Below are 24,994 nucleotides of genomic sequence, written 5' to 3' on the forward strand. Positions count from 1 at the left end.
AAATTCATTAAGACTCAGTGAACCATGGTGCTCTCGCTGCCATAATTAAGTTTTCAGCCAATTCATCATCAATTTCGATAATCTCTTTGAGATCATCAATCGCCAAATCGGCCAACCCGTCCTGAGACATAATGCCTCCACCGATAAGAGAACGTGCAAGCTCCTCAGTCATACCTTCCACATTCATTAGGTCACTGGATGCTGTCGTAGCTTGCTCCTCTTTGGCTATTTCTTTGACCAGCAAAGCATTTCTAGCCCTAGACCTCAACTCCTCGACCGTTCCCTCATCGAATCCTTGGATTTCAAGCAATTCCGACTCGGCCACATATGCGACTTCCTCAAGAGTAGTAAAACCCTCTTGAACCAAAATAGCAGCGAGATCTTCATCAACATCAATTTCATCCATGAAATGTTGACGCACTGTCGTCGACTCTTCTTCAACTTTTTGCTGCGACTGTTCTTCCGTCAAAATATTCAACGTCCATCCTGTAAGCTCCGAGGCAAGCCGTACATTCTGCCCTCCACGCCCAATGGCCTGGGCAAGATTCTCTTTCTCGACGACAACGTCCATTGAGTGTTTGTCTTCATCAACCGTGATGCGACTGACTTCAGCCGGGGATAAGGCGTTAACGATAAATGTTGCCGGATCATCTGACCAAAGCACGATATCGATACGCTCTCCTGACAGCTCATTTGTCACGGCCTGAACTCGCGACCCACGCATCCCCACGCAGGTGCCCACTGGATCAATACGTTTATCGTTTGACTTAACAGCAATCTTAGCTCTCGACCCAGGATCCCTTGCGGCTCCAAGGATTTCTACGAATCCCTCTTCTATTTCCGGGACCTCTAGCTCAAACAAGCTTGAGACAAATTGAGGCATAGTTCGCGATAGAATTAATTGATGGCCTCGCGCCTCTCGATCAACTCGGCTTAGGTAGGTGCGGATCCTATCACCAACACGAATATTTTCCCGCGGAATCATTTGCTCTCGCGGGAGTAAAGCCTCCACACGACCCGATTCAATGATCACATTACCTCGCTCCACACGTTTAACAGTACCTGACACAATGACCTCATCGCGCGCGAGGAAATCATTTAAAATCTGTTCGCGCTCGGCATCCCTGATTTTCTGCATGATGACCTGCTTGGCCGCTTGCGCACCAATCCGCCCGAACTCAATCGCCTCCAATGGCTCCTCAATAAATTCATGAAGCTGGATAGATGTATCTCGAGTTAACCCTTCTTCAAGGGTTAACTGGTGATCTGGGAACTCAAGCTCTTCATCTTCAACAATTTCCCATCTTCGAAAACTTTCGTACTCGCCTGTAGTCCGGTCTATCGAAACCCGCACATCAATATCTAATTTATTTTTACGTTTTGTCGCTGAAGCCAGTGCCATCTCTAGAGCTTCAAAAACAATATCCTTTGCGACATTTTTTTCTCTCGCTAGAGCATCGACCAGCAGTAGCATCTCTCGTTGCATGTCCTATACCTTCTTAAATTAGCTAAATTACAGGAATTAAGTTCGCCTTTTTAACTTCATGAAGCTCGAACGTAATCACTCGGCCGTCCTCGATCTCCATGTCTATCAAATTCTCTTTAATACCAATCAGCTGCCCTCTAAACTTTCTCTGCCCCTCGAACGCCAACTTGAACTGCACAATCACTTTTTCTCCCTGAAAACGCTCAAAATCTGCAAGCTTCTTGAGCGGCCGATCAAGCCCTGGTGAAGACACCTCCATTCGGTCATACTCAAAACGCTCAATTTCAAACAAACGAGACAAGTGATTACTGACTGTCGCGCAGTCCTCAATACCAATCCCTGAGTCTGAATCAATCAAGATACGAATTAACCCAGATTGCCCGACCACTTCTACGTCGACCAGCTTGTAATTCATCCCCTTCAAGGTTTTTTCAAGTAAAATTTCTATATCCATCGGCTCAGTTAGAAAAAAAAATGGGCCAAAGGCCCATCTGTATTCAAAAACTATTCACAAGCTTAGTATACCAGAATTTAGCAATCAAAGAACCACAAAAAAGCCCCAACAATCAGCCATAATTCTATCCACTATCTCGTACTACGAATCACATAGCACATAGGCCTGAGCTTGTCCGTCTGTTTCCAGTGACAAACTACCATCTTTGAGGTCTTTGAGCACAAGCTGTGCAGGCCATTCATCTCCCGATCCGGAGCACTGGAGTGACAGGATCCTCGCCCCGCCGTCTCCGGCTTTCTCGTCCACCACATCACAAGAGGACTCGTAGAAAATAAGGGTCGTTGCACTTACCGTTAGGCGTGTATCGGATAGCTCAAGCCGACAACTTTCGGCAGTGGCGTCGTAAGATTTTCCACTTTTCGGCGTTTCGGTATTACCAACAACTTCACAGGCCCAGTCGCTAGCACGCACAAAGCTGGCCTCTTCAAGCATTTGCTCCATGCGGACATCATAAGCCAAACCATACATCACTTCGCCATCTTTAGTTTCAGGCTTGAACTGGGCACCATCAAACTGAAAGATCGGACGCAATTCTTCTTTAAGGCGCGCATCAGAAAAAAGAGCTGTATCCTTGAGAGCAACACAAAGCTCATCTTGGGCAAAAGCTGCATCGGCGTTCAGAACCAAAGCACCGACAACAAAAAGTATGCGTTTCATTGATAAACTCCTCCTGGCTGATTGCAAACTGCCGAAAATCCATTTACAAGAATCTATTTACATCTTCATTCAGGTTTACTTCAACGTTACTTCCAGCACTAAGTTTTTTTTTATTATCTATCTGTAATTGAAATTCTTTTTGTTGCTCAATTAAGTTGTTTACTTTACTTATGACATTCCTTCAATAAACTTTTATCTATATATTTATGTATACAACCACCTAAAAAGAAGCCAGCAAGCCCTACAAGTAGCTAAATACTTGCAAGCTAGCGTTAAGTAGCAGCTAACCCAAACAGCAGCACGTAGCACTCGTTGAGGTTCAAGATCTACGATTGGCTCATATTTAAGCTTAAAAGTTAAAGCTTGGATATTTGTCGAATGACATCTCTACGCTTCAATACTGAGGGCTGTAGCTGTGTACCTAACCCTGGTCCCTCTGGAGCAGTTATAAATCCATTTTTAACTACGGGTAAATTTGTCACTAATTGAGCGTACCAGTCATAGTAAAACGCACGAACCATTTCCTGGACTAACGCATTTGGCAGATTCATAGCAAGATGAACTGATGCAGTGAGAACAACCGGGCCGGTGCAGTCATGAGGTGCCACAGGCAATTGGTAGGCCTCAGCCATGGTTGCTATTTTTTTGGCCTCTGAGAGTCCTCCAGACCAACCCACATCTAACATACAAACGGAAACAGCTTGCTTCTCAAAAAGCTCACGAAAACCCCACCGGGTTGCCAGAGTTTCCGAAGCCGTCACCCAAACATCAGTTCGGCGGGCGTAGTCAGCTAAAGCATCTAAGTTATTCATTTTTACAGGATCTTCATACCAATATGGCGAGAATTGTTCAACTGCTTTTGCAATTTTGATTGCAGCTGGCAATTGCCACATCGAATGAAATTCAACATGAATATTCATTCGGTCTCCAACTGCCTTTCTGATTTGCTCAAATGGTTTTAATGCCCGCTTAAGATCAGCTGTTGAAATATCAGTACCGTTGGTTGCTTCTGCAGCTTCATCGAATGGCCATATCTTCATTCCTTGAATACCCATATCAAGGAGCGATTCAGCTAGCGCACCAGCATCGGTCTTGAACCCAAGCAAATCTTCATATGGGCGCTTTTCTCGATCGACTTTGGATGGCAATCCAAAGTTCTCTGTACCTTGCGTTGGTTTTGTTCGCACATATTCATATCCAGCACATGTGTTGTACACCTCAACCTGTTCGCGAGTCGCACCACCGAGCAGCTGGTAAATAGGTTGGCCAGTCACTTGCCCGAAGAGATCCCATAGCGCAATATCAATTGCGGAGGCTGCCCTCATTTCGACACCGACGCTGTTGAACCCAAGATAAGTATTTAGAAAATGTCTACTGTGAGCATCGATTTTCAGGGGGTCTTTCCCAAGAAGATATTGAGAGCATGTTTCATGAATGTGCGCAGCTACTGGACCGACACCATAAAAGGTTTCTCCAAGACCGATCAAACCTGAATCCGTGTGAATATGAGCCCACAGGATATTTGGAAATTCTCCGACACGGATCGTCTCAATAGCCGTAATCTTCATTTACGCTTCACATACCCAATAGCATGGAATAAAAACTAAAAAGGGCTTCAGAGCAAATTCGCCTTGAAACCCCTATTTTAATTGGTTGCGGGGGCAGGATTTGAACCTACGACCTTCGGGTTATGAGCCCGACGAGCTGCCAGACTGCTCCACCCCGCGACCGGCAAAGGCTCAGACTATAACAGATTTTACCCAGGTGGCACAACCAAACCGTAAGTGAAAATAAAGAGGGGCAGCTTCTTCGTAAAATCAATTTTTTTAATGCGTGAATCAATTCAATGAGTACGGCGCGACAGATCCTTGAATAGGTAGAGAGTCTGACGCTGCACCGCCACCATACTCAACGTCAAGCGTCATTTGCTCGCCATGATCGGGGGTAGCCTCAATCAACTCACCCAAATCATCTAAGGGTGGCAATTCAGTCAATGCCTTCAGACCAAGGTCGTCCAAAAATGCATCAGTAGTTCCAAATAAGGCAGGCCTTCCCGGTGTATCTCTCAATCCAATCTGGTCAATCCATCCACGGGCTTCTAATGTCTTGAGGATATTTGGAGAAACGGCAACGCCGCGAACGTCCTCAATATCACCCCTCGTGACAGGTTGTCTGTAAGCGATAATCGCTAAAGTTTCTAAGACTGCCCTGGAATATTTAGGTGGTCGTTGCGTTTCGAGCTTGCTCAATTGCTGCTGAAATTCTACTCGAACTTGTATCCGCCAACCGCTAGCCACTTCCACGAGCTCCCCACTTCGGGTCAACCACTCTTCGGCCAGCTGAGCTAGAGCAGATCTTACCATCACAGCAGTAACTTCAGCATTAAACATAAGTTTTATGTCCTGAATCGACAATGGTTCCGAGGACGCGAGAAGCGCGGCCTCGACTGAACGCTTGATGTCTGCTTTATCGATTTCATTAAGCTCCATTTGATAACCTCACATAAATCGTGGAGAACACTCCATGCTGGGACAACTCAATTGATGCATCCTTGGCCAATTCGAGTATCGCTAAAAAAGCAACAACAACGTACTGAACCCCTTTATCAACCTCAAATAGCTCATCAAAGCGGAAAAATTGCTGATCGTTTAGACGGCGTAGAATTTTGCTCATATGCTCCCGTAAAGAAAGCTCTTCTCTACTGATCGTATGATGTCGATTATTTTTAACTCGATTGATGATTCCTACCCAGGCCATGCGAAGATCCTCAGGATTAATCGACGGCGGAGAAATATAACTAGATTTCTCAAAACATGCAGAGGCTCGATAAAAATCGCGATCAATCACCGGGTGCGCATCTAACTGGATTGACGCCTTTTTCATGCGCTCGTACTCAATCAAGCGACGAACCAGCTCTGCTCTCGGATCCGATTCTTCATCCTCAGCTCCGGTAGGCGAACGCGGCAACAACATCCGGGATTTAATTTCAGTTAACACTGCCGCCATTAATAAATATTCAGCAGCCAACTCTAGATTATGCACTTTCATCGATTCGACATAAACCATGTACTGGCTGGTCAAATCTGCCATTGGGATATCAAGCACATCGAGATTTTGCTTCCTGATCAAAAACAATAACAAATCAAGAGGGCCCTCGAACGACTCCAGCATAATCTGAAGCGCCTCGGGCGGGATGTACAGGTTAACAGGCAAATCGATGATCGGTTCACCACGAAAAACACCAACCCGAGTCTCTTCGGCGGGTATTGCTAGTAAGTCAGCAGGATCCATACATTACCTAAAAACACTATATATTGTGTATTAAGGTGCAAATTACTCTATATGGAGTAAATTTTCCAGTACTAAATGAAACCCCACACCAGCTTTACTTACTAAACCGAAGACCCCCCTCGTGCGCATCGATAATCACTGTATCACCAGACCCGAACTCTCCCTCCAGAATCAACTTGGACACCGGGTTCTCAACGCCAGACTGGATCGCACGCTTCAATGGTCTAGCGCCGTATACGGGGTCAAAGCCACGCTCACCAAGCGTGTCAAGGACCGCATCATTAAAGGTCAGGCCAATATCAAGCTTCGCTAGACGTTCAGCCAGACGAGTCAATTGAATTTTTAGTATCGCATTCACATCTTCACGAGCCAACCCATGAAACACCACTGTTTCATCAATCCGATTGATAAATTCAGGCTTGAATGAATCCTTAACTTGCTCCATGACAGCTTTTTTAAGCGCTTCATAATTCGAGTAATCCATCGATTGAATGATGTGAGAACCTATATTCGACGTCATTACCATGACTGTATTTTTAAAATCAACCGTTCGCCCTTGACCATCCGTCATGCGACCGTCATCAAGCGCTTGCAGCAGAACATTAAAGACATCTGGGTGCGCTTTTTCAACCTCATCGAGCAGGATGACTGAATACGGTTTACGACGCACGGCCTCTGTTAAGTAACCACCTTCGTCATACCCAACATAGCCTGGAGGTGCACCTATCAACCGAGATACGGAATGCTTCTCCATGAACTCAGACATATCAATACGAATGAGTTGGTCTTCCGAGTCGAAGAGAAACCGAGCAAGTGCTTTACACAGCTCCGTCTTACCAACACCCGTGGGTCCCAAGAACAAAAAAGAGCCGTACGGTCGATTTGGATCACTTAAACCAGCTCGAGAGCGACGAACTGCGTCAGATACAAGTCGAATAGCTTCGTTTTGTCCAACGACGTGTTGATGCAATTGGGACTCCATAGACAATAATTTCTGCCTCTCACCTTGCATCATTCTGGATACTGGAATACCCGTCGCTCGAGACACGACATCGGCAATCTCATCTGCACCGACCTCAGTCTTCAATAAACGAAATGCTGCTTCGCCCTCGCGAAACTTAGAATCTTGCAACAACTTGGCCTCTAATGCCGGCAACTTACCATACTGCAACTCTGAGACAGAGGACCAATCACCTTTCCGTTTTGCTACATCAATTTGAAGTTTAATCAGATCTATATCTTCTTTAACCTGCTGCGCACCCTGCACTACCGATTTCTCAGATTTCCATATCTCATCTAGATCTGCATATTCTTTACTGAGCCTATCGATCTCGTCTTGAATAACATGTAATCTTTTTTTGGATGCCTCATCTGCTTCCTTTTTCACAGCTTCTCGTTCAATTTTGAGTTGGATCAAACGACGGTCAATTTTGTCCAAGGCCTCGGGCTTTGAATCAAGCTCCATTTTTATTCGTGCAGCTGCCTCGTCAATCAAGTCAATAGCCTTATCTGGCAGAAACCGATCCGTAATATAACGATAAGATAACTGTGCCGCAGCCACGATTGCTGGATCGGTAATGTCTACCCCATGGTGTAGTTCGTATCGCTCTTGTAAACCCCTAAGGATCGCTATAGTGCTCTCAACGGTCGGCTCATCAACCATCACCTTCTGGAACCTTCGTTCGAGCGCGGAATCCTTCTCGACATATTTACGGTATTCATCGATTGTCGTCGCGCCAACACAGTGAAGCTCCCCACGCGCCAGAGCGGGCTTGAGCATATTCCCAGCATCAAGCGCACCTTCTGACTTCCCTGCACCAACCATAGTATGCAGTTCATCAATAAAAATTATCGTCATACCATCATCTCTTGCTAACGCCTTTAGTACCGACTTAAGCCTTTCCTCAAAGTCACCTCGGTACTTTGCTCCAGCCAAAAGCGCTGCAATATCGAGAGATAAAACACGTTTGCCTTTGAGACTATCAGGAACCTCATCGTTGATAATTCTCTGAGCTAATCCCTCGACAATTGCAGTTTTTCCTACGCCAGGCTCACCAATAAGAACCGGATTATTTTTCGTTCTCCTCTGTAAAATCTGAATCGTCCTTCTGATCTCATCGTCGCGCCCAATCACAGGGTCCAACTTTCCCTGCCTTGCCCTTTCGGTAATATCAACGGTATAGCGCTCTAAAACTTGACGCTGACTTTCAGCATCCAAACTGGCGTTCGGGTCTCCCCCTCTAATATCTTCAATTACTTTCTTTAAAGCAGACTCAGAACCACCATGCTTGAGGAGGATTTTCCCAATTCCGTTCCTATCCTTAATCGCAGCTAACAAAAATAATTCGATGGAAACATATTGGTCATTTCGGTCTTGAGACAGTTTCTCTGTATCTATTAATATACGATTGAGAGAATGAGACAAAGCAAGCTCTCGAACATCATCCACTCGGGGAAAATTAGAGATCACCGCTTGCAACTCTACTGTAAGCGCATCATTCTTAACACCAGTACGGCTCAAAATAGAACGTATCAATTGCTCATCCGAATCGAGCAAGGCGAGTAAAAGATGCTCGGGCTCAATGATAGAATTCCGGTTAGCCGACGCAAGCGTCTCAGCAGACGCTAACGACTGTTGAAAACGAGTCGTGAATTTATCGAGCCTCATAACAATTCCTCATGTCTGTGTCCAGTTAGTACTAAAATTGGGGAGAATTTACTAATTTCAAGTGCACACTGCGTATGAATCACTGTTGAGGTCTCACATGAAACAAAAATTATGTTTAATGACCACCCTAATATTATTGCTGAATTGCGGGCTTTCTCATGCCAAGGAACCAATATCAAATGAAGCCCTGATTGGTAGCATGCAGTCTATAGCCATAGAATTCATGGAATCATTGGGTAAATCACTGAAGACCGCCATGTCCTCCCATGGTCCAGAAGCCGCTATCCAAGTTTGTGAGACTGTCGCACCGACACTCGCCAATCAGTTCTCAAGACGGACCGGCTGGAAAGTCTCGAGAGTGAGTCTTAAAGTACGAAATCCACTTATCGGAACCGCTGATACATGGGAACGAGAGCAGTTACTAGAATTCGCTGCGAAAGTCTTATCTGGTAAACCGGATAAAAATTTAGAGGTCACATTTATTGACCATAAATCTGGAAAAACTATCGTTAGGTACATGAAAGCACTACCCACTGCGCCAATTTGTTTAACGTGTCACGGAAACGAGAGTGACATTCCCAACGATGTGTCCAAAACGCTTAATCGGCTATACCCTTTTGACCAAGCCAAAGGGTATAAAGTTGGAGAGATCAGAGGAGCCATTTCCATTCAAGCATTCGCACAATGAACACTTATCTTCCTCAACCACAGTCTTGATACGATGAGTAATTACGATTTAAAAGCAGTCATTGAGCGCGACGTTGATTTAGCCATTCAAGAGGATGTTGGTAGTGGCGATCTGACTGCGTTTTTAATTCCAGAAAAAACGCTCGGCCAAGGAGCTATTCTATCCAGAGTTGATTGTGTGCTATCTGGAAGCGAATGGGCCAACACAACATTTCAAAAACTCGACCCAGCAATCAGACTCGATTGGCACTTCCAAGATGGGGATCGAGTGACGGCAGGCGAGATACTCTGCACGTTACGGGGGCCTGCACGGGGACTTTTAACAGGTGAGAGAACTGCGTTGAACTTCTTACAAACACTATCTGCTGTCGCCACAAAAACAAGGCGGTACGTCGATGCTATCTCTCATACCAAGACCACTATTTTGGATACACGAAAGACCCTTCCAGGACTAAGAAATGCTTTGAAATATGCTGTCGTGATCGGCGGTGGGAAAAACCACCGAATTGGATTGTATGATGGAGTCCTCATTAAGGAGAATCACATTACCGCGTCTAACGGGATTTCTGCAGCACTTGCCGCCACACGGCACATCGACAAAAGTATTCCGATTCAAGTTGAGGTAGAGTCACTCGAGCAATTGGAAGAGGCACTTGATAATGGGGCAAACCTGATACTTCTCGATAATTTTACGGTCCCCGACATGAAAGATGCAGTTGCACTAACAAATAAGCGGGCATTGTTGGAAGCTTCTGGCGGCATCACCCTGAGCTCTATTGTAGCCATCGCAGAGACGGGTGTAGATCGAATATCTATTGGGGCATTAACAAAAGATATTGAATCCATAGATCTTTCAATGCGCCTTGTCTTCTAAAAAAATATTAAACCCGCATGCAAACTACTGATAACCCAAATAAACATTTAGATTTAGGTTGTGGAGACCACGCACGAAATCCGTATAACGCGTCCGAATTATTTGACGTTGCACTCTCATTAGTAGCGAGGGGAGCTGACGATTGTTTCAAAAGATGAACCTTGTTCAGTAGTTTCGATATTGATTTCCAAATACTTGGGTAGCTAAAAACAGCTTTTTTGTATTCAGTTCTTATCGTATCAATGGTTCTACTATAGGGAATTTAGCTGACGATGATATTTGGGTATGGGTTCGCAAGTCTGCCTCATCAGACATTGAGGAAGAGTCTGCCCTTTATTTTCTAGCGCAGAGCACCATATTGGTCGCGGTAGTAGCCACTGTCTCTACGGTCGAAAAGCCTGCCTGCTGCAATACCATACCGAGTTTGCCGGGCCCTGCTTGCGCACCTAGCGCAAGGCCAACTTCCTGCGCCATCGATGCAGGTACGCAGCCCATGGTAGACGCTGTGTAAAACATCTGGCCCACAATATTGAAATTATCCTCGAGCTTGTCACTGGCAAAGGGCTCAATGATGACCAGCAGACCATCTTCTTCTAACTGCCGGCAGGCGTGTTCGGCAGCCCCAACCGGATCGCCCATGTCATGCAGGCAGTCAAAAAAAGCAATCACATCGAATGTGCCGGTGTAGTCCTTCGCACTGCGTGTCTCGTAGTGGATGCGCTCGCTCAGACCAGCCTCTGCGGCAAGACGTTTTGCCTCTTCAATCGACGGACCATGGAAATCAAAGCCATGCACCTGAGCGCTGGGAAAGTGCTCGGCAATCAGCATGGTGGAGACACCGTGACCGCAGCCGACATCGGCAAAACTGCCGCCCGCCGAGAGTTTTTCAGTGAGTGCGGGTATTTTTGGCAACCATCGCGAGACCAGATTGGATTTATATATGGGCTTGAAGAAACGTGCGGTACCACGGAAGTAGCAAGGATGATGCTCGCCCCAGGCCAAACCCTCACCCGTTTCGAATGCGGCGCGCACTTTGGGCTCGTCCATCACCAGCGATGCCACGCTGTCATACGCCCCTATCATCAGTGCGGTGCTGTCTTCATCAGCGAACACTGCTGCCTGCTCTTCGCTCAGAAAAAAATGGCCATGCGCGCTATCGTAAGAAGCGTACCCCGCCGCACACATCGCGCATAACCACTCCAGACTGTAACGCGCGTGAATCTCTGCAGATTTGGCAAAATGCCCGTTGTCGCAAGGACCAACGCGCGCCAGCGTAGTAAATAGACCCAGCTCATCCCCGATTCGCATCAACGGCACCAGCTGAGCTGCAGCAACATTTTGAAACACCTGCCATTGCAATGCCTTCAGTACCTTGGTATCCATACCCAACTCTCTCTGTGAACAAGAACGCTCATAAAAAATATGTCAAATGCTCAATTTCATACTTTGTTTAGCAATTATAGAATGCAGTATCATTTTATAAAAGGTCGCTTATGATGGCGCTTATCTGCGCTCGGTTGGCGTCAACTACGACAGGCGAGGCACACTGAGCAACTGCCGTATCAGGATCCTTCAAACCGTGGCCAGTAAGTGTGCACACAATTTTTGATCCTTTCTCGTACCTACCAATCTCGATATCCTTCGACAAACCCGCAATTGAAATCGCTGAAGCAGGCTCACAAAATATACCCTCTGACTCAGCTAATAGTTTTTGTGCTCGTAATATTTCTTCGTCTGAGCACTCTTCAAACCAACCCATCGATTCCTTTTGTGCAGCCCAAGCCAAATCCCACGACACGGGATGGCCAATGCGAATCGCCGTCGCAATAGTCTCAGGCGAATCTACCATCTGCTTCCTAAGAAATGGTGCGGCTCCAGAAGCTTGGTAGCCAACGATTTTAGGTCTTTTCGTACTGAGCACTTCACCCCTAAGAATGCACTCTCCAACACACAAATTACAACTACCACAATTCTGACCTGCAGCTTCACTGTAACCAATCCAGTGCGCCGAAATGTTACCGGCATTCCCCACAGGCAATACATGATAATCAGGCGCATCACCTAACGACTCAATCACTTCAAAAGCAATGGTTTTTTGACCTTGCAGACGATATGGATTGATGGAGTTAACCAAGTTTAAAGGCATACTCGAAGATAGCTCCTGAACGAGCCGCATGCCATCATCAAAGTTACCTCTAATTTGAATGACGGTTGCTCCATGCATCATGGCTTGTGAAAGCTTGCCCAATGAAATTTTTCCGTCCGGAATTAAAACGAAACTTTTGATACCCGCGCGCGCTGCATAAGCTGCGGCCGAGGCCGAGGTGTTACCGGTTGATGCACAGATAATGGCCTTTGCACCCGACTCAACGGCTTTCGTTACAGCCACAGTCATACCTCGATCTTTAAATGAGCCAGTCGGATTCAATCCTTCAAATTTACAAAATACCTGAAGGTCCCAACCCAAACGTTCAGGCATATTTTTAAGCTCAATCAGTGGCGTGTTACCTTCATTTAAGGAAATAATCCTCGTTGAGTCATTGACAGGAAGTCGATCCCGATATTTGTGAATTAAACCATTATAAAAAGTATTGATCATAAAGTTTCTTGTTGAAAAAAATTTTTTAAATGGAAACTCAACTATTAAAACGTCTCGATACGCAAACGAACAGGCGTATCAAATACGCTGTTTAGCGCATTGATTTTTTTTAATGCGCGATTGATTGAACTTTCGTTTGTTTTGTGCGTGAAGATGACGATATCAACACCTTCATGACCGCTATCCAATTCACGCTGACGCATAGCCTCAATCGACACCCCATACTCAGCTAAAATGCCAGCAATGTTTGCGAGCACACCCGGTTCATCCCGAACTCTCATACGAAGGTAACATGAGGACTCAACCTCACCTATATCTAGTATAGGAACGTCACTCAAACGATTAGTCTGAAAAGCAAAGTATGGTACCTGAGCACTCGCAGCCGTATCCCGTAATCGCATCACATCAACCAAATCCGCGATCACCGCTGAAGCTGTCGGTTCGGCGCCTGCGCCTGCTCCGTAATACAAGGTTTGACCAACCGCATCGCCGTGAACTAATACTGCATTCATCGCCCCATCAACGCTCGCAATCACACAATCGTGCGGCACGAGTGTAGGATGCACTCTCATTTCAAATCCATGAGGTCGACGTTTTGTTATCGCAAGAAGTTTAACTCGATAACCGAAATCTTCTGCCGCTCGAATATCACCTTGAGTTAAATCCGTAATGCCCTCGCAGTACACCTTCTTAGGTTGAATAGAGATGCCAAACGACAATGACGCGATAATTGCTAATTTCTGCGCCGCATCAATCCCCTCAATATCAAAGGTTGGATCCGCCTCTGCATAACCTAGGCGTTGCGCGTCGCTTAAAGCGTCCTGAAACGACAATCCGCGCGTGCGCATCTCTGAGAGAATAAAGTTGGTTGTACCATTCAAGATCCCCGCAACTGATTCAATACGATTAGCAGTGAGTCCTTCACGCAATGCCTTAATGATCGGAATACCGCCCGCGACCGCCGCCTCAAAGGCGATAATTGATCCATTTTTCTTTGCTAGCGCAAACAGGTCATTACCATGCTCCGAAATAAGTGCCTTATTAGCCGTAACTACCGGCTTTACCAAAGCGATTGATTCCTCAATAACTGCTCGTGCCGTTGTTACGCCACCAATCAACTCGATAACAATATCCACGTTTTGATCACGAACAACATCTAACGGATCTCTATGGAGTTTAGTAGTCGGCCCAAGAAAATCTTGCGCCTTCTTTAGGTCACGTGCACTAGCAGCGCTGACGATAATCTCGTATCCGGCCCTTCTGGAAATTTCCTCACGATTTCTGCGCAGAACCTCAAACACGCCTTTACCCACAGTGCCAACACCTATTAAACCCACTTTTACCGTATTCACCGAATCAACTCCAACTTTAAAAGTTCGCCATATCGCAGTCTATCTCTTTATGATCATTGCGAGACCTTCACGTCATTGAGAATTTTTCCGCCTGCCGAGTCAAGCACACCATCTTTACGGAACATATCCTTAATACCTCGAATCGCTTGCCGAATACGCGCTTCATTCTCGATCAATGCCAGACGAACATGATCGTCTCCATACTCTCCAAATCCAATACCGGGCGCAGCTGCCAGTTTTGCATCCGTTAACAAACGTTTAGAAAACTCCAAGGATCCTAAGTGTCGATAAGGTTTGGGTATTTTGGCCCATATATACATCGTAGCTTTAGGTATATCCACATTCCACCCCGCCTCGTGCAGACCCTTAACCATCACATTACGTCGGATCTCATAAGTTTTCCGAATGTCTTCAACACAATCTTGCGGGCCTTCAAGCGCGACTATCGACGCTATCTGCAAAGGAGTAAATGTCCCATAATCGTGGTAACTCTTAATTCTAGATAAAGCCGCCACTAAACCAGAATTACCGACCATATAACCGATACGCCAACCGGCCATATTGTAACTTTTAGACATAGTAAAAAACTCAACCGCGATCTCTTTAGCCCCGGGTACTTGAAGTATCGAAGGCGCTTTGTATCCATCAAAGACAATATCTGCATAGGCCAAATCATGAACCACATAGATTCCATTCTCACGAGCAATTCCTAAAAGTTTCTCGAAAAATGAAAGATCAACGCACTGCGTTGTTGGGTTACCTGGAAAATTAACAATAATCATTTTCGGCTTCGGAAAAGACTCCTTCAATGCTCTCTCTACCTCTTCAAAGAAGTCCACATCTGGCGTATTACGAACGTGGCGAATATCCGCCCCTGCGATGACAGGGCCATAGATATGTATGGGATAGCTTGGATTCGGTACCAGTACGACATCACCTCGGTCCAACGTTGCCAGGGCCAAATGAGCAATGCCCTCCTTTGAACCGATCGTCACAATAGCTTCCGATTCCGGATCAAGACTCACGCCGTAGCGCTCAAAATACCAATTTGTGATCGCTGTACGTAAACGCGGGATCCCTTTAGAAACAGAGTATCCATGATTCGTTGGACGTCTCGCAGCCTCAACTAATTTCTCAACAATATGCGGTGGCGTTGGTCCATCTGGGTTCCCCATCGACAAATCAATAATATCCTCACCTCTACGACGAGCAGCCATCTTGAGCTCGCTCGTAATATTAAATACATACTGAGGCAGCCTTTTGATACGAGAAAACTCAATCGACATAAAATATAATTCTGGTAATTTTAGGTGTTATGGCTAACCCATTTACAAATACGGGCCAAGTTTAACTGATATGCTTGAATGCAGCAAAATAAACGTTTATCGAGCTCTGACTTGCAACAAAAACAATACTGAAAAAAAATGCAAATAGACATACAAAACAACTTAGATATCGTAAAAATTACAAAAGTCGAATCGACTCATATTGAGATCGAGGACATTAAGGTCTCACAATCCTTTTTTGTTGGAGTTAACCATGCCGTAACACTTTGGTCAGTCAGTCATGGGGTCATTGATAAAGATGCGATAGAAAAATTACCCCTCGCTGGCTACGAATTACTCCTCCTTGGAACTGGAGACCGATTCTCCCGACTTGATACAGAAGCCATGAGGTATCTAAGCAACACTGTGGGCTTCGAAGTGATGACTACAGTATCTGCATGCAGAACGTTTAACATCGTAGCTGGGGAAGGGAGAAAAGTTCTGTTGGCTGGAGTTCTGTCAATGTGAGCTCAATTACCTGAATGACAATCTATCTCCATAAAATTTTACCGTTGCTGATCTCTCCGTTGCTGCTTTTTTTAGTACTTGTCTTGTTCTACTCAATAAAGCTACGCATACACCGATTGACGCTCATCACTATCGCTATTGCCGCATTCAGCATGCCAATCACTGCCAATTGGCTTTGGCATCACCTCGAGGCCGACTACACACCCGCGTTACCCGAACACGCGCGAACCTCTGAAGCCATTGTCGTACTCAGCGGCATTGTGGACACAATTAAAACTGATCAAGGCTTTGTTTTACAGTGGGATAGCCCCGGACGTTTTTTTGCAGGAATAGACCTTTTTAAAGCAGGCAAAGCGCCCATCGTTGTATTTACTGGAGGAAGGCTCCCGTGGACAGTTGGGCCGCTGAACGAGGGCAAGCAACTGAAAAATAAGGCCGTAGAACTGGGCATTCCGATAGATCGGGTGCTCGTGACCCAAGAAGTCCAAAATACGCAGCAAGAGGCCAAAGCAGTCAGACTCCTTCTAGGAAATGAAGTCAAAACAATAACGCTTGTCACATCCGCCTTTCACATGAATCGAGCTTCGAAGCTCTTTGAACGACAAGGTTTCGAATTACGACCTTTCGCCGTAAACTTTAAAGCGAACACCTCTAGCCTCACTGTTTTGAGTTTTATCCCTGCAACAGACGGGCTTCATGATAGCTTCAGTGCATTACGGGAATCACTCGGCCGAATCTATTACAGCATTTATAGTCACCTGCCATAGGCTATAAACTTTTATAATTGTTTTCCTTAAATATTTAATTTAAACAACGAATTTCAGATCAACAACATACTAAAAAGAATTAGATCTCAATCATCATGAATCCTTTGCTAGACCAATTACAGCCTTATCCGTTTCAAAAGTTTTCTAAGATTCTTGGGGAAATTAAGCCCAGCAGTAAGCACGTTCAGATTCGCCTCTCAATTGGGGAGCCGCAACACAAAACACCAGAGATCATTTTAAAAGCGCTAGAAACCCACTCAAAACAAGTTGCTCAATATCCCTCAACCCAAGGATCACTCGAGCTGAGATCAGCAATCAAAGAGTGGGTCGAGAATCGCTTTGGAACAGACAACATTAATGCCGACACTGAAATTTTACCTGTCAACGGAACACGGGAAGCGTTGTTTGCACTCGGACAAGTCGTGCTGTCTCATTCCGACCGCCAATCTGTCGTAGTGATGCCCAACCCTTTTTATCAAATATACGAAGGTGCGGCATTACTGGCTGGTGCCACACCTCAGTTTCTCAACTTAGGCACCAACACCTCGGACGGTTGGCAATTAAACGAGCTTGACTCAAACACATGGAAGAGTACGAAACTTTTATATGTGTGTAACCCGGGAAATCCCACAGGGCATGTGATGTCATTAAATGATTGGGAAGACTTATTTGCATTTAGTGACAAATATGGGTTCGTAATTGCTTCAGACGAGTGCTATTCAGAAATTTATTTTGATGAGAGCGCTCCTCCATTGGGCGCTATAACTGCTGCAAAATTACTCGGTAGAGATTTAGAACGCTTAATTGTTTTTAGCAGCCTATCTAAACGATCGAACGTGCCAGGTATGCGGTCTGGCTTTGTTTGTGGCGATGCTGATATTTTGCAAAAATTTCTCTTATATCGAACCTATCATGGCTCCGCAATGAATCCAACGATTCAGCGTGCAAGCGTTGTCGCGTGGAAAGACGAAGAGCATGTAAAAGCCAATCGCATTCTTTATAAAAATAAATTTGACTCATTTATTGCTAAGCTAAAGCCACACTGCCCGATACAATATCCTTCGGCAGGGTTTTATGTCTGGTTAAAGACTCCGATCGACGACGTGGAATTCGCTAAAAGACTCTACTCAGAATATGGCGTGGTTGTGCTTCCAGGCAGATTACTCGCTCGTGACGCGCACGGTATAAATCCTGGAAAAAATCATGTGCGCATCGCTCTAGTCGCCGACCAAAAAGATTGCGATGAGGCTGCGCGACGCATTGTTAACTTATTAAATGGCGGTTTTGTCTAAAATAGAGTGTTTGTTTCAATCAATTCGGGAAATACCATGAGTAATTTAAAAAGCAGCATTGAAACGGCGTTTGAAGTACGCGCTGACATCAATCATAAAACAGTGTCTAGTGAAGTTCGAGAAGCAGTCGAACAAACAATCCTTGATATTGACAGTGGGAAAATCCGTGTTGCCGAGAAAAAAGATGGTAATTGGGTCGTTCATCAATGGATAAAAAAAGCGGTATTGCTGTCGTTTCGGATAGCTGACAACCAAGTCGTGAAAAATGGCTATACCAATTACTTCGACAAGGTAGGCTCTAAATTCTCGGACTATGCCGATGAAGATTTCCGTCAAGGTGGCTACAGAGTTGTTCCTCCTGCTGCCGTGCGGAAAGGATCATACATCGCAAAAAATGTTGTCCTTATGCCCTCGTACGTCAACATTGGCGCCTACGTTGATGAAGGCACGATGGTAGACACATGGGCTACGGTTGGTTCTTGTGCACAAATCGGAAAAAATGTGCACTTGTCTGGCGGTGTAGGTATTGGTGGTGTGCTGGAGCCGCTTCAGGCCAACCCCACAATCATTGAGGATAATTGCTTCATCGGTGCACGCTCTGAAATTGTAGAAGGCGTTATTGTGTGTGAGGGATCCGTGATCTCTATGGGTGTCTATATCGGACAAAGCACTAAAATCTTCAATCGAGAAACCGGCGAAGTATCCTACGGCCGTGTTCCTCCAGGCTCTGTTGTAGTCTCTGGAAATTTACCCTCGAGTGATGGTAGCTACAGTCTCTACTGTGCGGTAATCGTCAAGCAAGTTGATGCTAAGACGCGCGCTAAGACCAGCATCAATGATCTCCTTCGAGGTGATTGATCGCGGCATGATGCAACACATGAACCCGCAAGTATTAAGGTTACTCGGAAAACCATTCTTACATGGTTAACGAGAACAATCTGTCAACCATTCGAGACCTTATTCGACATGCGACGACTACGTTTGCCGAGCATAAAGTCCATCTCGGGCAGGGAACAGAAACACACTTTGATGAGGCGTGTTTCTTAGTCTTACGGACGTTATCACTGCCATTAAATTCGCTCGATATTTTCCTTGATGCGACACTCACACCGCCAGAAATTCTAAAAACTCTCCAACACATCGAAAGGAGAACGAAGAACAAAGTACCAGCAGCCTACATTCTCAATGAAGCCTGGTTACGAGATTACAAATTCTATGTTAATGAAGATGTACTAATTCCTCGTTCACATATTGCCGATTTACTCTTCGACCAAGTTGACGTGTGGATTACCAATCACGATTCGGTTAAACAGGTTCTCGACCTTTGCACAGGATCTGGATGTCTTGCTATCTTGGCGGCACATCAATTTCCTAATGCTAAAGTCGCTGCGAGTGATCTCTCAAAGGCTGCCTTATCAATCTGTGCGGCCAATATAGAATCATATGAACTCGCTGACCAAATAACCTGTATTCAGTCAGACCTTTTCTCTGACATTAATCAGCAATTTGATCTCATTATTTCTAACCCACCCTATGTCGATCAAAAATCTATCGACAAGTTACCTCCGGAATTCCAAATGGAGCCAAAAATAGCACTGGCTGGAGGTGAAGAAGGGATTGACCTTGTGCAGCAGATCATCAGAGAAGCGCCTGCTTACCTCGCCCCTAATGGGATACTCATCTCAGAAGTGGGACGTAACCGAGCAGCCATTGAAGCTAAATTTCCTAAAGTGCCATTTACTTGGATTGAAACTCAATCCGGTCGTGATTTTGTTTTTCTCTTGTCAAGAAAGGATCTTTGCATTGGCTTGGCAGGCTGAGGGGTCGAATCTTCACGAACAAGACCACACTGTTCTTCTAATTGAGTTACCTCGCTGGTTTTAAGCTCCAACCACTTTCCTCGAGTAAGCCGTGGTGGAAGAACAATACCTCCAAATCGGATTCTAATGAGACGAGAGACTTGATATCCCAGAGATTCAAACATCCGTCGAACCAATCGATTGCGACCCTCCTTCACAATCACACGATACCAGCGGTTTCGACCTTCTCCTCCAATGGGTTCACACACTTTGAATTGACCATGACCATCAGACAGTTCAATCCCGGAGAGTAAAAGATTCATTTGTTCTAAAGTCAATTGACCGAAGATACGTGCACTGTACTCTCGCTCAGTATCAAAACTAGGATGCATCATACAGTTTGCTAATTCACCCGAAGTCGTGAGGATGAGCAGTCCGCTCGTATTAAAATCAAGTCGTCCTATGGCAACCCACTTGGCATTTTTAGGCTTAGGAAGATTCGAAAATACGTTCTGCCTCTCTTTCGGGTCATCCCTAGAAACAATTTCACCTTCAGGCTTGTGATAAAGAATCACTCGAGTGACCGCCCCTCCACTCACATCTACACGCCGGCGACCAAACTCAACACGATCTGTGCTTGACACGCGCATCCCGAGTGTTGCTACCTGACCGTTAACTTTGATAAGCCCTTGCTCAATTAACTCTTCCATCTTACGACGCGAACCGATTCCAGTTTGCGCCAGCACTTTTTGCAGTTTTTGAGTTTCTCCGCTTGCAACAGGTTGGCTCTCAGAATCCGCCTTCTTACTTACACGTCTTCTTGCGTCTTCTGGTCTTTGCTTAGCCGGAGCCCTAGCGTTTGCTATTTCTCTTTTTCGTGACCTCGTCATGAATACCTTCGGCTAATTTTAAAAGCTAATCGACTATTTTTCGTTCAATGATACTCTGCGCGAGCGTACCAATATCCACATACTCAATTTCTCCTCCGGCAGGCACACCTCGAGATAACCGCGTGACCGACAGCCCAAGAGGCATTAACTTCTCACCAATATAATGAGCAGTTGCCTCACCCTCATTGGTAAAATTTGTTGCGACAATCACTTCCTTAACTACGCCATCACTCGCACGGGCAATTAAACGATCCAACCCTATTTCTTTGGGACCTACACCGTCGAGTGGGGATAAGCGACCTAGAAGGACAAAGTAGCGCCCCTTAAATGACTGTGTCTGTTCAATCGATTGAACATCCGAAGGCATCTCAACCACGCAAACCACACTGTCATCACGGTTTGTTGATAAGCATAAGTCACAGACGGGTTGCTCGGAGAAATTATTGCATCGCTCGCAGTGTCGAACACGCCCAAGCGCCGTAATCAACGCTTCCGCAATATCTTGAGCAGCACTTTTATCATGTTGCATAAGATAGAATGCCATGCGCTGTGCGGCCTTAGGACCGACTCCCGGTAATTTTCTTAACGCATCGATGACCGCTTCGAGGGCCTTAGGGGTTTTCATTCAAAGGACCGCCAAACACATCAAAAAGGAAGCTTCATCCCTGGTGGCAACCCAAGACCACCACTCAATCCTGACATTTTTGTTTGCGTGATCTCCTCAACCTTCCTATTCGCATCATTCATAGCAGCAGCAACTAAATCTTCAAGCATCTCTTTATCATCACTCATGAGACTCGGATCTATATGCACCCGGCGCACATCATGACGCCCAGTCATCGTCACTTTAACAAGCCCCGCTCCAGCCTCACCCTCAACCTCCATGTGCGCTATTTCCTCCTGCGTCTTCTTGAGCTTCTCCTGCACCTCTTGAGCCTGTTTCATCAGCCCACCCAACTGTCCTTTAAACATACCTACTCCAATAATTCATGCGATTGATAGGAAAATTTATAACGTACATTATTTGGTGGATCGGATAGACTCCGTAACCAGCTTACCACCGAGATTCTCTTTTAGACTCTTAACAAATGGGTCTTTCTCCAAATCTCGACTTATTTGATCCAGTCGCTTTTTTTTCTCAATCTGCTCGTTAGCTAGAGGTGTATCGCTCACCACACCAACTTTGATCTCCAGGCGACATTTTGCATCAATGTGTTCACGAATCAATTCCTGGAGCTTACCTCGATAACGATCCTCCATTAGATGTTTCTGATCACCATCTAAAGAAAGTTTCAATACGCCCTCACCAAAACTTTCAAACTCAGCATTATCCGCTAACATTTTTGCCATACCAGATGATACTTTTTCCAAGACAAATGCCTTCCAATCTGCGTTCGTCTTAAGAACGACGGGTAATTGCGAATTGGCATCAGCTTTAGTTTCCACTTTCTGATTATTTAGGGGGTTCGATATTGGAACCATCTTAGCTACCACCTTCTTTTTTTGAGGCTCTCGATCAAGGCCATGATCAGGCAGGAAGGCCATCATACGCAGCAGAACCATCGTGAAACCAACTTTCTCATCCGGTGCCAGCGGCAAATCACGCTTACCAACAGTCACGATTTGATACAAAAGCTGCAAATGCTCTTCATCCGTTTGATCAACCAGCCGCTGATATCCTTCGATTAAACGCTCATCCAGACCCTGAGTCGTGAGAGAGAACAACGATAGACGCTGCAATAAAGACGCCATTTCATCTAACACGAAGGCAAAAGAAGCCCCCATACGCTCAATCTCACCAATCTTTTGCGTCAATAGATCAGCATCTTGGTTCAATGTGATTTCCACCAAATCTTGAACAAGCGACTCATCGACAACACCTAACATCGACTTCACCGACTCTTCTTCTACTTTACCGTTTCCTTGCGCAATAGATTGATCAAGTAAAGATAGTCCATCTCTTAAACTTCCTCTTGCATAACGGCTCAATAACTCAATCCCCTGAGAATCAAATTCAATGTTCTCGTCTCGCAAGATCTTCTTCATTTGCTCTTCAATGATTGGGACAGGAATGGGCTTAAGGTTGAATTGCAAGCAACGTGACAGAACGGTTACCGGAACCTTTTGCGGATCCGTAGTTGCCAAGATGAATTTTACGTGCTCAGGAGGCTCCTCAAGTGTCTTCAACATCGCGTTGAAGGCTGATCGAGAAAGCATATGCACCTCATCGATAATAAAAATTTTATATTCGCCAACAGTCGGCTTATACGCAGCCGTCTCCAAAAGATCCCTCATATTATCCACTTGGGTATTAGAGGCCGCATCCAACTCGATTACATCAATAAAACGTCCTTGATCAATTGACAGGCACGAGTCACAAACCCCACACGGGTCAGCGTTATTGAGTGCGTTGCAATTTAACGCTTTGGCAATAATGCGCGCCAGCGTTGTTTTACCAACGCCTCGCGTACCTGCGAACAACCAAGCGTGGTGAACCCTACCTTGTTGAAGAGCATTGGTAAGCGCTCTCACCACATGGTCTTGTCCAACCAGCTCAGAGAACGTTTTTGGTCGCCATTTTCGTGCTAAAGCTAAAGACATCTCAATATTTAGTGTTCACTGGCTCAAGAGTACAGGAAAGAGGTGGCGAGCCAAACCCCCGGCACTTACAAATAATAGCTGTGGCTGCTTCCTTCCGGCCCTGACCAGGTTCACTACTTTGCAATGCGGGGAGGCCCGCCATAAGCTTAAACGTTCGATAATCCAAGCCGTAGTCTACCCGCCTTCAATAAATTATGCTGATACAACTGGAATTTGTGCAATCTTACTTTTCCAAAATTTAGGGCCTGTTTGATGCACCGATTCTCCCGTACTGTCTACCGCCACAGTCACCGGCATATCACGTACCTCAAATTCGTAAATTGCCTCCATGCCTAAATCCTCAAACGCCACCACTCTTGACGATTTAATCGCTTTGGCGACTAGATACGCTGCACCTCCGACCGCCATTAAATACACGGCCTTATGTTTTTTAATGGCCTCAATCGCGACAGGACCACGCTCAGCTTTCCCAACCATGCCAAGCAACCCTGTTTGCGATAACATCATTTCGGTAAATTTATCCATTCTGGTAGATGTCGTAGGGCCAGCCGGCCCCACCACTTCATCACCAACCGGATCAACCGGGCCCACGTAATAGATGAATCTACCCTCAAAATTAACTCCCTCGGGTAAGCCTTTTCCGCTATCCAAAAGACCTTTGATACGCTTATGTGCCGCATCTCTGCCCGTGAGAAACTTGCCATTAAGCAACAAAGTTTCACCAGCTTTCCAGCTCGCGACATCTCTCGCGGTGACTTCTTCTAGATCGACCCGTCTCGCATTATCGGCAGCGCGCCACTCAATCGCCGGATAGTCCTCTATCACAGGAGGTATTAATACAGCAGGACCGGAACCATCAAGAATAAAATGCGCATGACGTGTCGCAGCACAGTTTGGAATCACCGCTACAGGTAGCGACGCAGCATGCGTCGGGTAATCTTTGATTTTGACGTCCAACACAGTAGTTAAACCACCCAATCCTTGCGCACCAATACCTAAGGCGTTGACTCGTTCATAGATTTCAATACGCAACTCTTCTAACTTACTCTGGGGGCCTTTAGCCTTAAGCGCTTGCATATCAATCGACTCCATCAAGGATTCTTTAGCCAAGAGCATCGCTTTCTCAGCCGTTCCACCAACGCCAATGCCCAACATGCCTGGAGGACACCAACCGGCTCCCATCGAGGGCACGACATCAACAATCCAATCTGCGAGACTGTCTGAGGGCATCAACGTCGTAAACTTTGCTTTATTCTCAGAGCCCCCGCCTTTTGCTGCAACAGTGATCTCAATGTTATTTCCTGGAACGATATCGTAATGAATAATCGCGGGCGTATTATCACGGCTATTCAACCGCTGACCTGCAGGATCATGCACAACTGAGGCACGTAGTGGGTTATCTGGATGGGTATATGCTCGACGAACACCTTCATGGATCATCTCTGATAACACCATGGTCGTACCTGACCATTGGACGTCCATGCCTAGCTTAACGAACACGACAGCCAAGCCCGTATCTTGACAAACGGGTCGACGACCGTGGGCACTCATCCTTGAATTGGTCAGAATTTGCGCGATAGCATCCCGCGCAGTAGGAGATTCCTCCCGTTCGTAAGCCAAAGCGAGCGCATCAATGTAGTCTTTCGGATGGTAGTACGAGATATATTGAAAGGCGTCTGCGATACTATCGATTAAATCATCCTGCTTAATTAGAGCCATGGCTA

At 45.7% G+C, this 24,994-nt stretch carries 23 protein-coding genes, 1 tRNA gene and 1 other RNA gene; 7 read left to right on the forward strand and 18 right to left on the reverse strand.

The window, feature by feature from the left end:
- Nucleotides 1-7: 7 nt before the first annotated feature.
- The 8 genes from nusA to clpB form a co-directional block, all read right to left on the reverse strand.
- Nucleotides 8-1,486: a transcription termination factor NusA gene (gene nusA / locus O3A65_05080; protein MDA1331846.1), complete on the reverse strand. Its 1,479-nt coding sequence runs from the start codon at nucleotides 1,484-1,486 to the stop codon at nucleotides 8-10.
- A 22-nt stretch (nucleotides 1,487-1,508) separates the two neighbouring features.
- The gene (gene rimP, locus O3A65_05085; GenBank protein ID MDA1331847.1) at nucleotides 1,509-1,940 is read right to left on the reverse strand and encodes a ribosome maturation factor RimP; all 432 of its coding nucleotides are present in this window, start codon (nucleotides 1,938-1,940) and stop codon (nucleotides 1,509-1,511) included.
- Between the two features lie 141 nt (nucleotides 1,941-2,081).
- Complete coding sequence (locus tag O3A65_05090; protein ID MDA1331848.1) at nucleotides 2,082-2,657, reverse strand: hypothetical protein; 576 nt, start codon at nucleotides 2,655-2,657, stop codon at nucleotides 2,082-2,084.
- Between the two features lie 356 nt (nucleotides 2,658-3,013).
- The gene (locus O3A65_05095; protein MDA1331849.1) at nucleotides 3,014-4,225 is read right to left on the reverse strand and encodes a mandelate racemase/muconate lactonizing enzyme family protein; all 1,212 of its coding nucleotides are present in this window, start codon (nucleotides 4,223-4,225) and stop codon (nucleotides 3,014-3,016) included.
- 82 nt (nucleotides 4,226-4,307) lie between these two features.
- Nucleotides 4,308-4,384: transfer RNA gene (locus tag O3A65_05100), tRNA-Met, on the reverse strand.
- Nucleotides 4,385-4,495: 111 nt separating this feature from the next.
- On the reverse strand, nucleotides 4,496-5,146 hold the full coding sequence (gene scpB / locus O3A65_05105) for an SMC-Scp complex subunit ScpB (protein MDA1331850.1): 651 nt from the start codon (nucleotides 5,144-5,146) through the stop codon (nucleotides 4,496-4,498).
- Complete coding sequence (locus tag O3A65_05110; GenBank protein MDA1331851.1) at nucleotides 5,136-5,948, reverse strand: ScpA family protein; 813 nt, start codon at nucleotides 5,946-5,948, stop codon at nucleotides 5,136-5,138. The genes scpB and O3A65_05110 overlap by 11 nt, the downstream gene beginning before the upstream one ends.
- A gap of 94 nt (nucleotides 5,949-6,042) precedes the next feature.
- Nucleotides 6,043-8,616 carry an ATP-dependent chaperone ClpB gene (gene clpB, locus O3A65_05115; GenBank protein MDA1331852.1) on the reverse strand — a complete coding sequence of 858 codons (2,574 nt, stop codon included), beginning with the start codon at nucleotides 8,614-8,616 and terminating at the stop codon, nucleotides 6,043-6,045.
- A 118-nt stretch (nucleotides 8,617-8,734) separates the two neighbouring features.
- Between clpB and O3A65_05120 the strand changes: the two genes are divergently transcribed.
- Together O3A65_05120 and nadC are read left to right on the forward strand one after the other, a co-directional pair.
- Nucleotides 8,735-9,304: a DUF3365 domain-containing protein gene (locus O3A65_05120; GenBank protein ID MDA1331853.1), complete on the forward strand. Its 570-nt coding sequence runs from the start codon at nucleotides 8,735-8,737 to the stop codon at nucleotides 9,302-9,304.
- 33 nt (nucleotides 9,305-9,337) lie between these two features.
- Nucleotides 9,338-10,177, forward strand: a complete 840-nt coding sequence (nadC, locus tag O3A65_05125; GenBank protein MDA1331854.1) for a carboxylating nicotinate-nucleotide diphosphorylase — start codon at nucleotides 9,338-9,340, stop codon at nucleotides 10,175-10,177.
- Nucleotides 10,178-10,510: 333 nt separating this feature from the next.
- Here the strand turns inward: nadC and O3A65_05130 are convergent, their stop codons facing one another.
- The 4 genes from O3A65_05130 to alaC form a co-directional block, all read right to left on the reverse strand.
- A complete protein-coding gene (locus O3A65_05130) occupies nucleotides 10,511-11,560 on the reverse strand; it encodes a class I SAM-dependent methyltransferase (protein ID MDA1331855.1) in 1,050 nt (349 codons plus the stop codon).
- A gap of 94 nt (nucleotides 11,561-11,654) precedes the next feature.
- Nucleotides 11,655-12,776 carry a threonine synthase gene (gene thrC, locus O3A65_05135; protein MDA1331856.1) on the reverse strand — a complete coding sequence of 374 codons (1,122 nt, stop codon included), beginning with the start codon at nucleotides 12,774-12,776 and terminating at the stop codon, nucleotides 11,655-11,657.
- A gap of 44 nt (nucleotides 12,777-12,820) precedes the next feature.
- Entirely contained in the window at nucleotides 12,821-14,128 is a 1,308-nt protein-coding gene (locus O3A65_05140; GenBank protein ID MDA1331857.1) for a homoserine dehydrogenase, read from the reverse strand.
- A 53-nt stretch (nucleotides 14,129-14,181) separates the two neighbouring features.
- Nucleotides 14,182-15,414 (reverse strand): alanine transaminase, encoded by a 1,233-nt coding sequence (alaC, locus tag O3A65_05145; protein ID MDA1331858.1) that lies wholly within the window; start codon nucleotides 15,412-15,414, stop codon nucleotides 14,182-14,184.
- Between the two features lie 138 nt (nucleotides 15,415-15,552).
- Between alaC and O3A65_05150 the strand changes: the two genes are divergently transcribed.
- The 5 genes from O3A65_05150 to prmB all read left to right on the forward strand — a co-directional run bounded on the left by O3A65_05150 (nucleotide 15,553) and on the right by prmB (nucleotide 19,800).
- On the forward strand, nucleotides 15,553-15,921 hold the full coding sequence (locus O3A65_05150) for an MTH938/NDUFAF3 family protein (protein MDA1331859.1): 369 nt from the start codon (nucleotides 15,553-15,555) through the stop codon (nucleotides 15,919-15,921).
- 83 nt (nucleotides 15,922-16,004) lie between these two features.
- Complete coding sequence (locus tag O3A65_05155; GenBank protein ID MDA1331860.1) at nucleotides 16,005-16,688, forward strand: YdcF family protein; 684 nt, start codon at nucleotides 16,005-16,007, stop codon at nucleotides 16,686-16,688.
- A 95-nt stretch (nucleotides 16,689-16,783) separates the two neighbouring features.
- Complete coding sequence (gene dapC, locus O3A65_05160) at nucleotides 16,784-17,980, forward strand: succinyldiaminopimelate transaminase (GenBank protein MDA1331861.1); 1,197 nt, start codon at nucleotides 16,784-16,786, stop codon at nucleotides 17,978-17,980.
- 36 nt (nucleotides 17,981-18,016) lie between these two features.
- Nucleotides 18,017-18,838 (forward strand): 2,3,4,5-tetrahydropyridine-2,6-dicarboxylate N-succinyltransferase, encoded by an 822-nt coding sequence (gene dapD, locus O3A65_05165; GenBank protein MDA1331862.1) that lies wholly within the window; start codon nucleotides 18,017-18,019, stop codon nucleotides 18,836-18,838.
- A gap of 62 nt (nucleotides 18,839-18,900) precedes the next feature.
- Nucleotides 18,901-19,800, forward strand: coding sequence for a 50S ribosomal protein L3 N(5)-glutamine methyltransferase (gene prmB / locus O3A65_05170; protein ID MDA1331863.1), 900 nt, complete (start codon nucleotides 18,901-18,903; stop codon nucleotides 19,798-19,800).
- Here prmB and O3A65_05175 read toward each other — a convergent pair.
- From O3A65_05175 to O3A65_05200, 6 genes are all read right to left on the reverse strand, one after another.
- Nucleotides 19,734-20,669 carry a pseudouridine synthase gene (locus O3A65_05175; protein MDA1331864.1) on the reverse strand — a complete coding sequence of 312 codons (936 nt, stop codon included), beginning with the start codon at nucleotides 20,667-20,669 and terminating at the stop codon, nucleotides 19,734-19,736. The two genes, prmB and O3A65_05175, sit on opposite strands and share 67 nt — an antisense overlap.
- A 25-nt stretch (nucleotides 20,670-20,694) precedes the next feature.
- A complete protein-coding gene (gene recR, locus O3A65_05180) occupies nucleotides 20,695-21,294 on the reverse strand; it encodes a recombination mediator RecR (protein ID MDA1331865.1) in 600 nt (199 codons plus the stop codon).
- 20 nt (nucleotides 21,295-21,314) lie between these two features.
- On the reverse strand, nucleotides 21,315-21,641 hold the full coding sequence (locus O3A65_05185; protein ID MDA1331866.1) for a YbaB/EbfC family nucleoid-associated protein: 327 nt from the start codon (nucleotides 21,639-21,641) through the stop codon (nucleotides 21,315-21,317).
- A 48-nt stretch (nucleotides 21,642-21,689) separates the two neighbouring features.
- Complete coding sequence (dnaX, locus tag O3A65_05190) at nucleotides 21,690-23,270, reverse strand: DNA polymerase III subunit gamma/tau (protein MDA1331867.1); 1,581 nt, start codon at nucleotides 23,268-23,270, stop codon at nucleotides 21,690-21,692.
- A gap of 41 nt (nucleotides 23,271-23,311) precedes the next feature.
- An RNA gene (gene ffs, locus O3A65_05195) (signal recognition particle sRNA small type) lies at nucleotides 23,312-23,410 on the reverse strand.
- Nucleotides 23,411-23,462: 52 nt separating this feature from the next.
- On the reverse strand, nucleotides 23,463-24,989 hold the full coding sequence (locus O3A65_05200) for a fumarate hydratase (GenBank protein MDA1331868.1): 1,527 nt from the start codon (nucleotides 24,987-24,989) through the stop codon (nucleotides 23,463-23,465).
- Nucleotides 24,990-24,994 lie beyond the last annotated feature (5 nt).

It is taken from the genome of Pseudomonadota bacterium, from assembly GCA_027624715.1.
Lineage (GTDB): Bacteria > Pseudomonadota > Gammaproteobacteria > Burkholderiales > Eutrophovitaceae > Eutrophovita.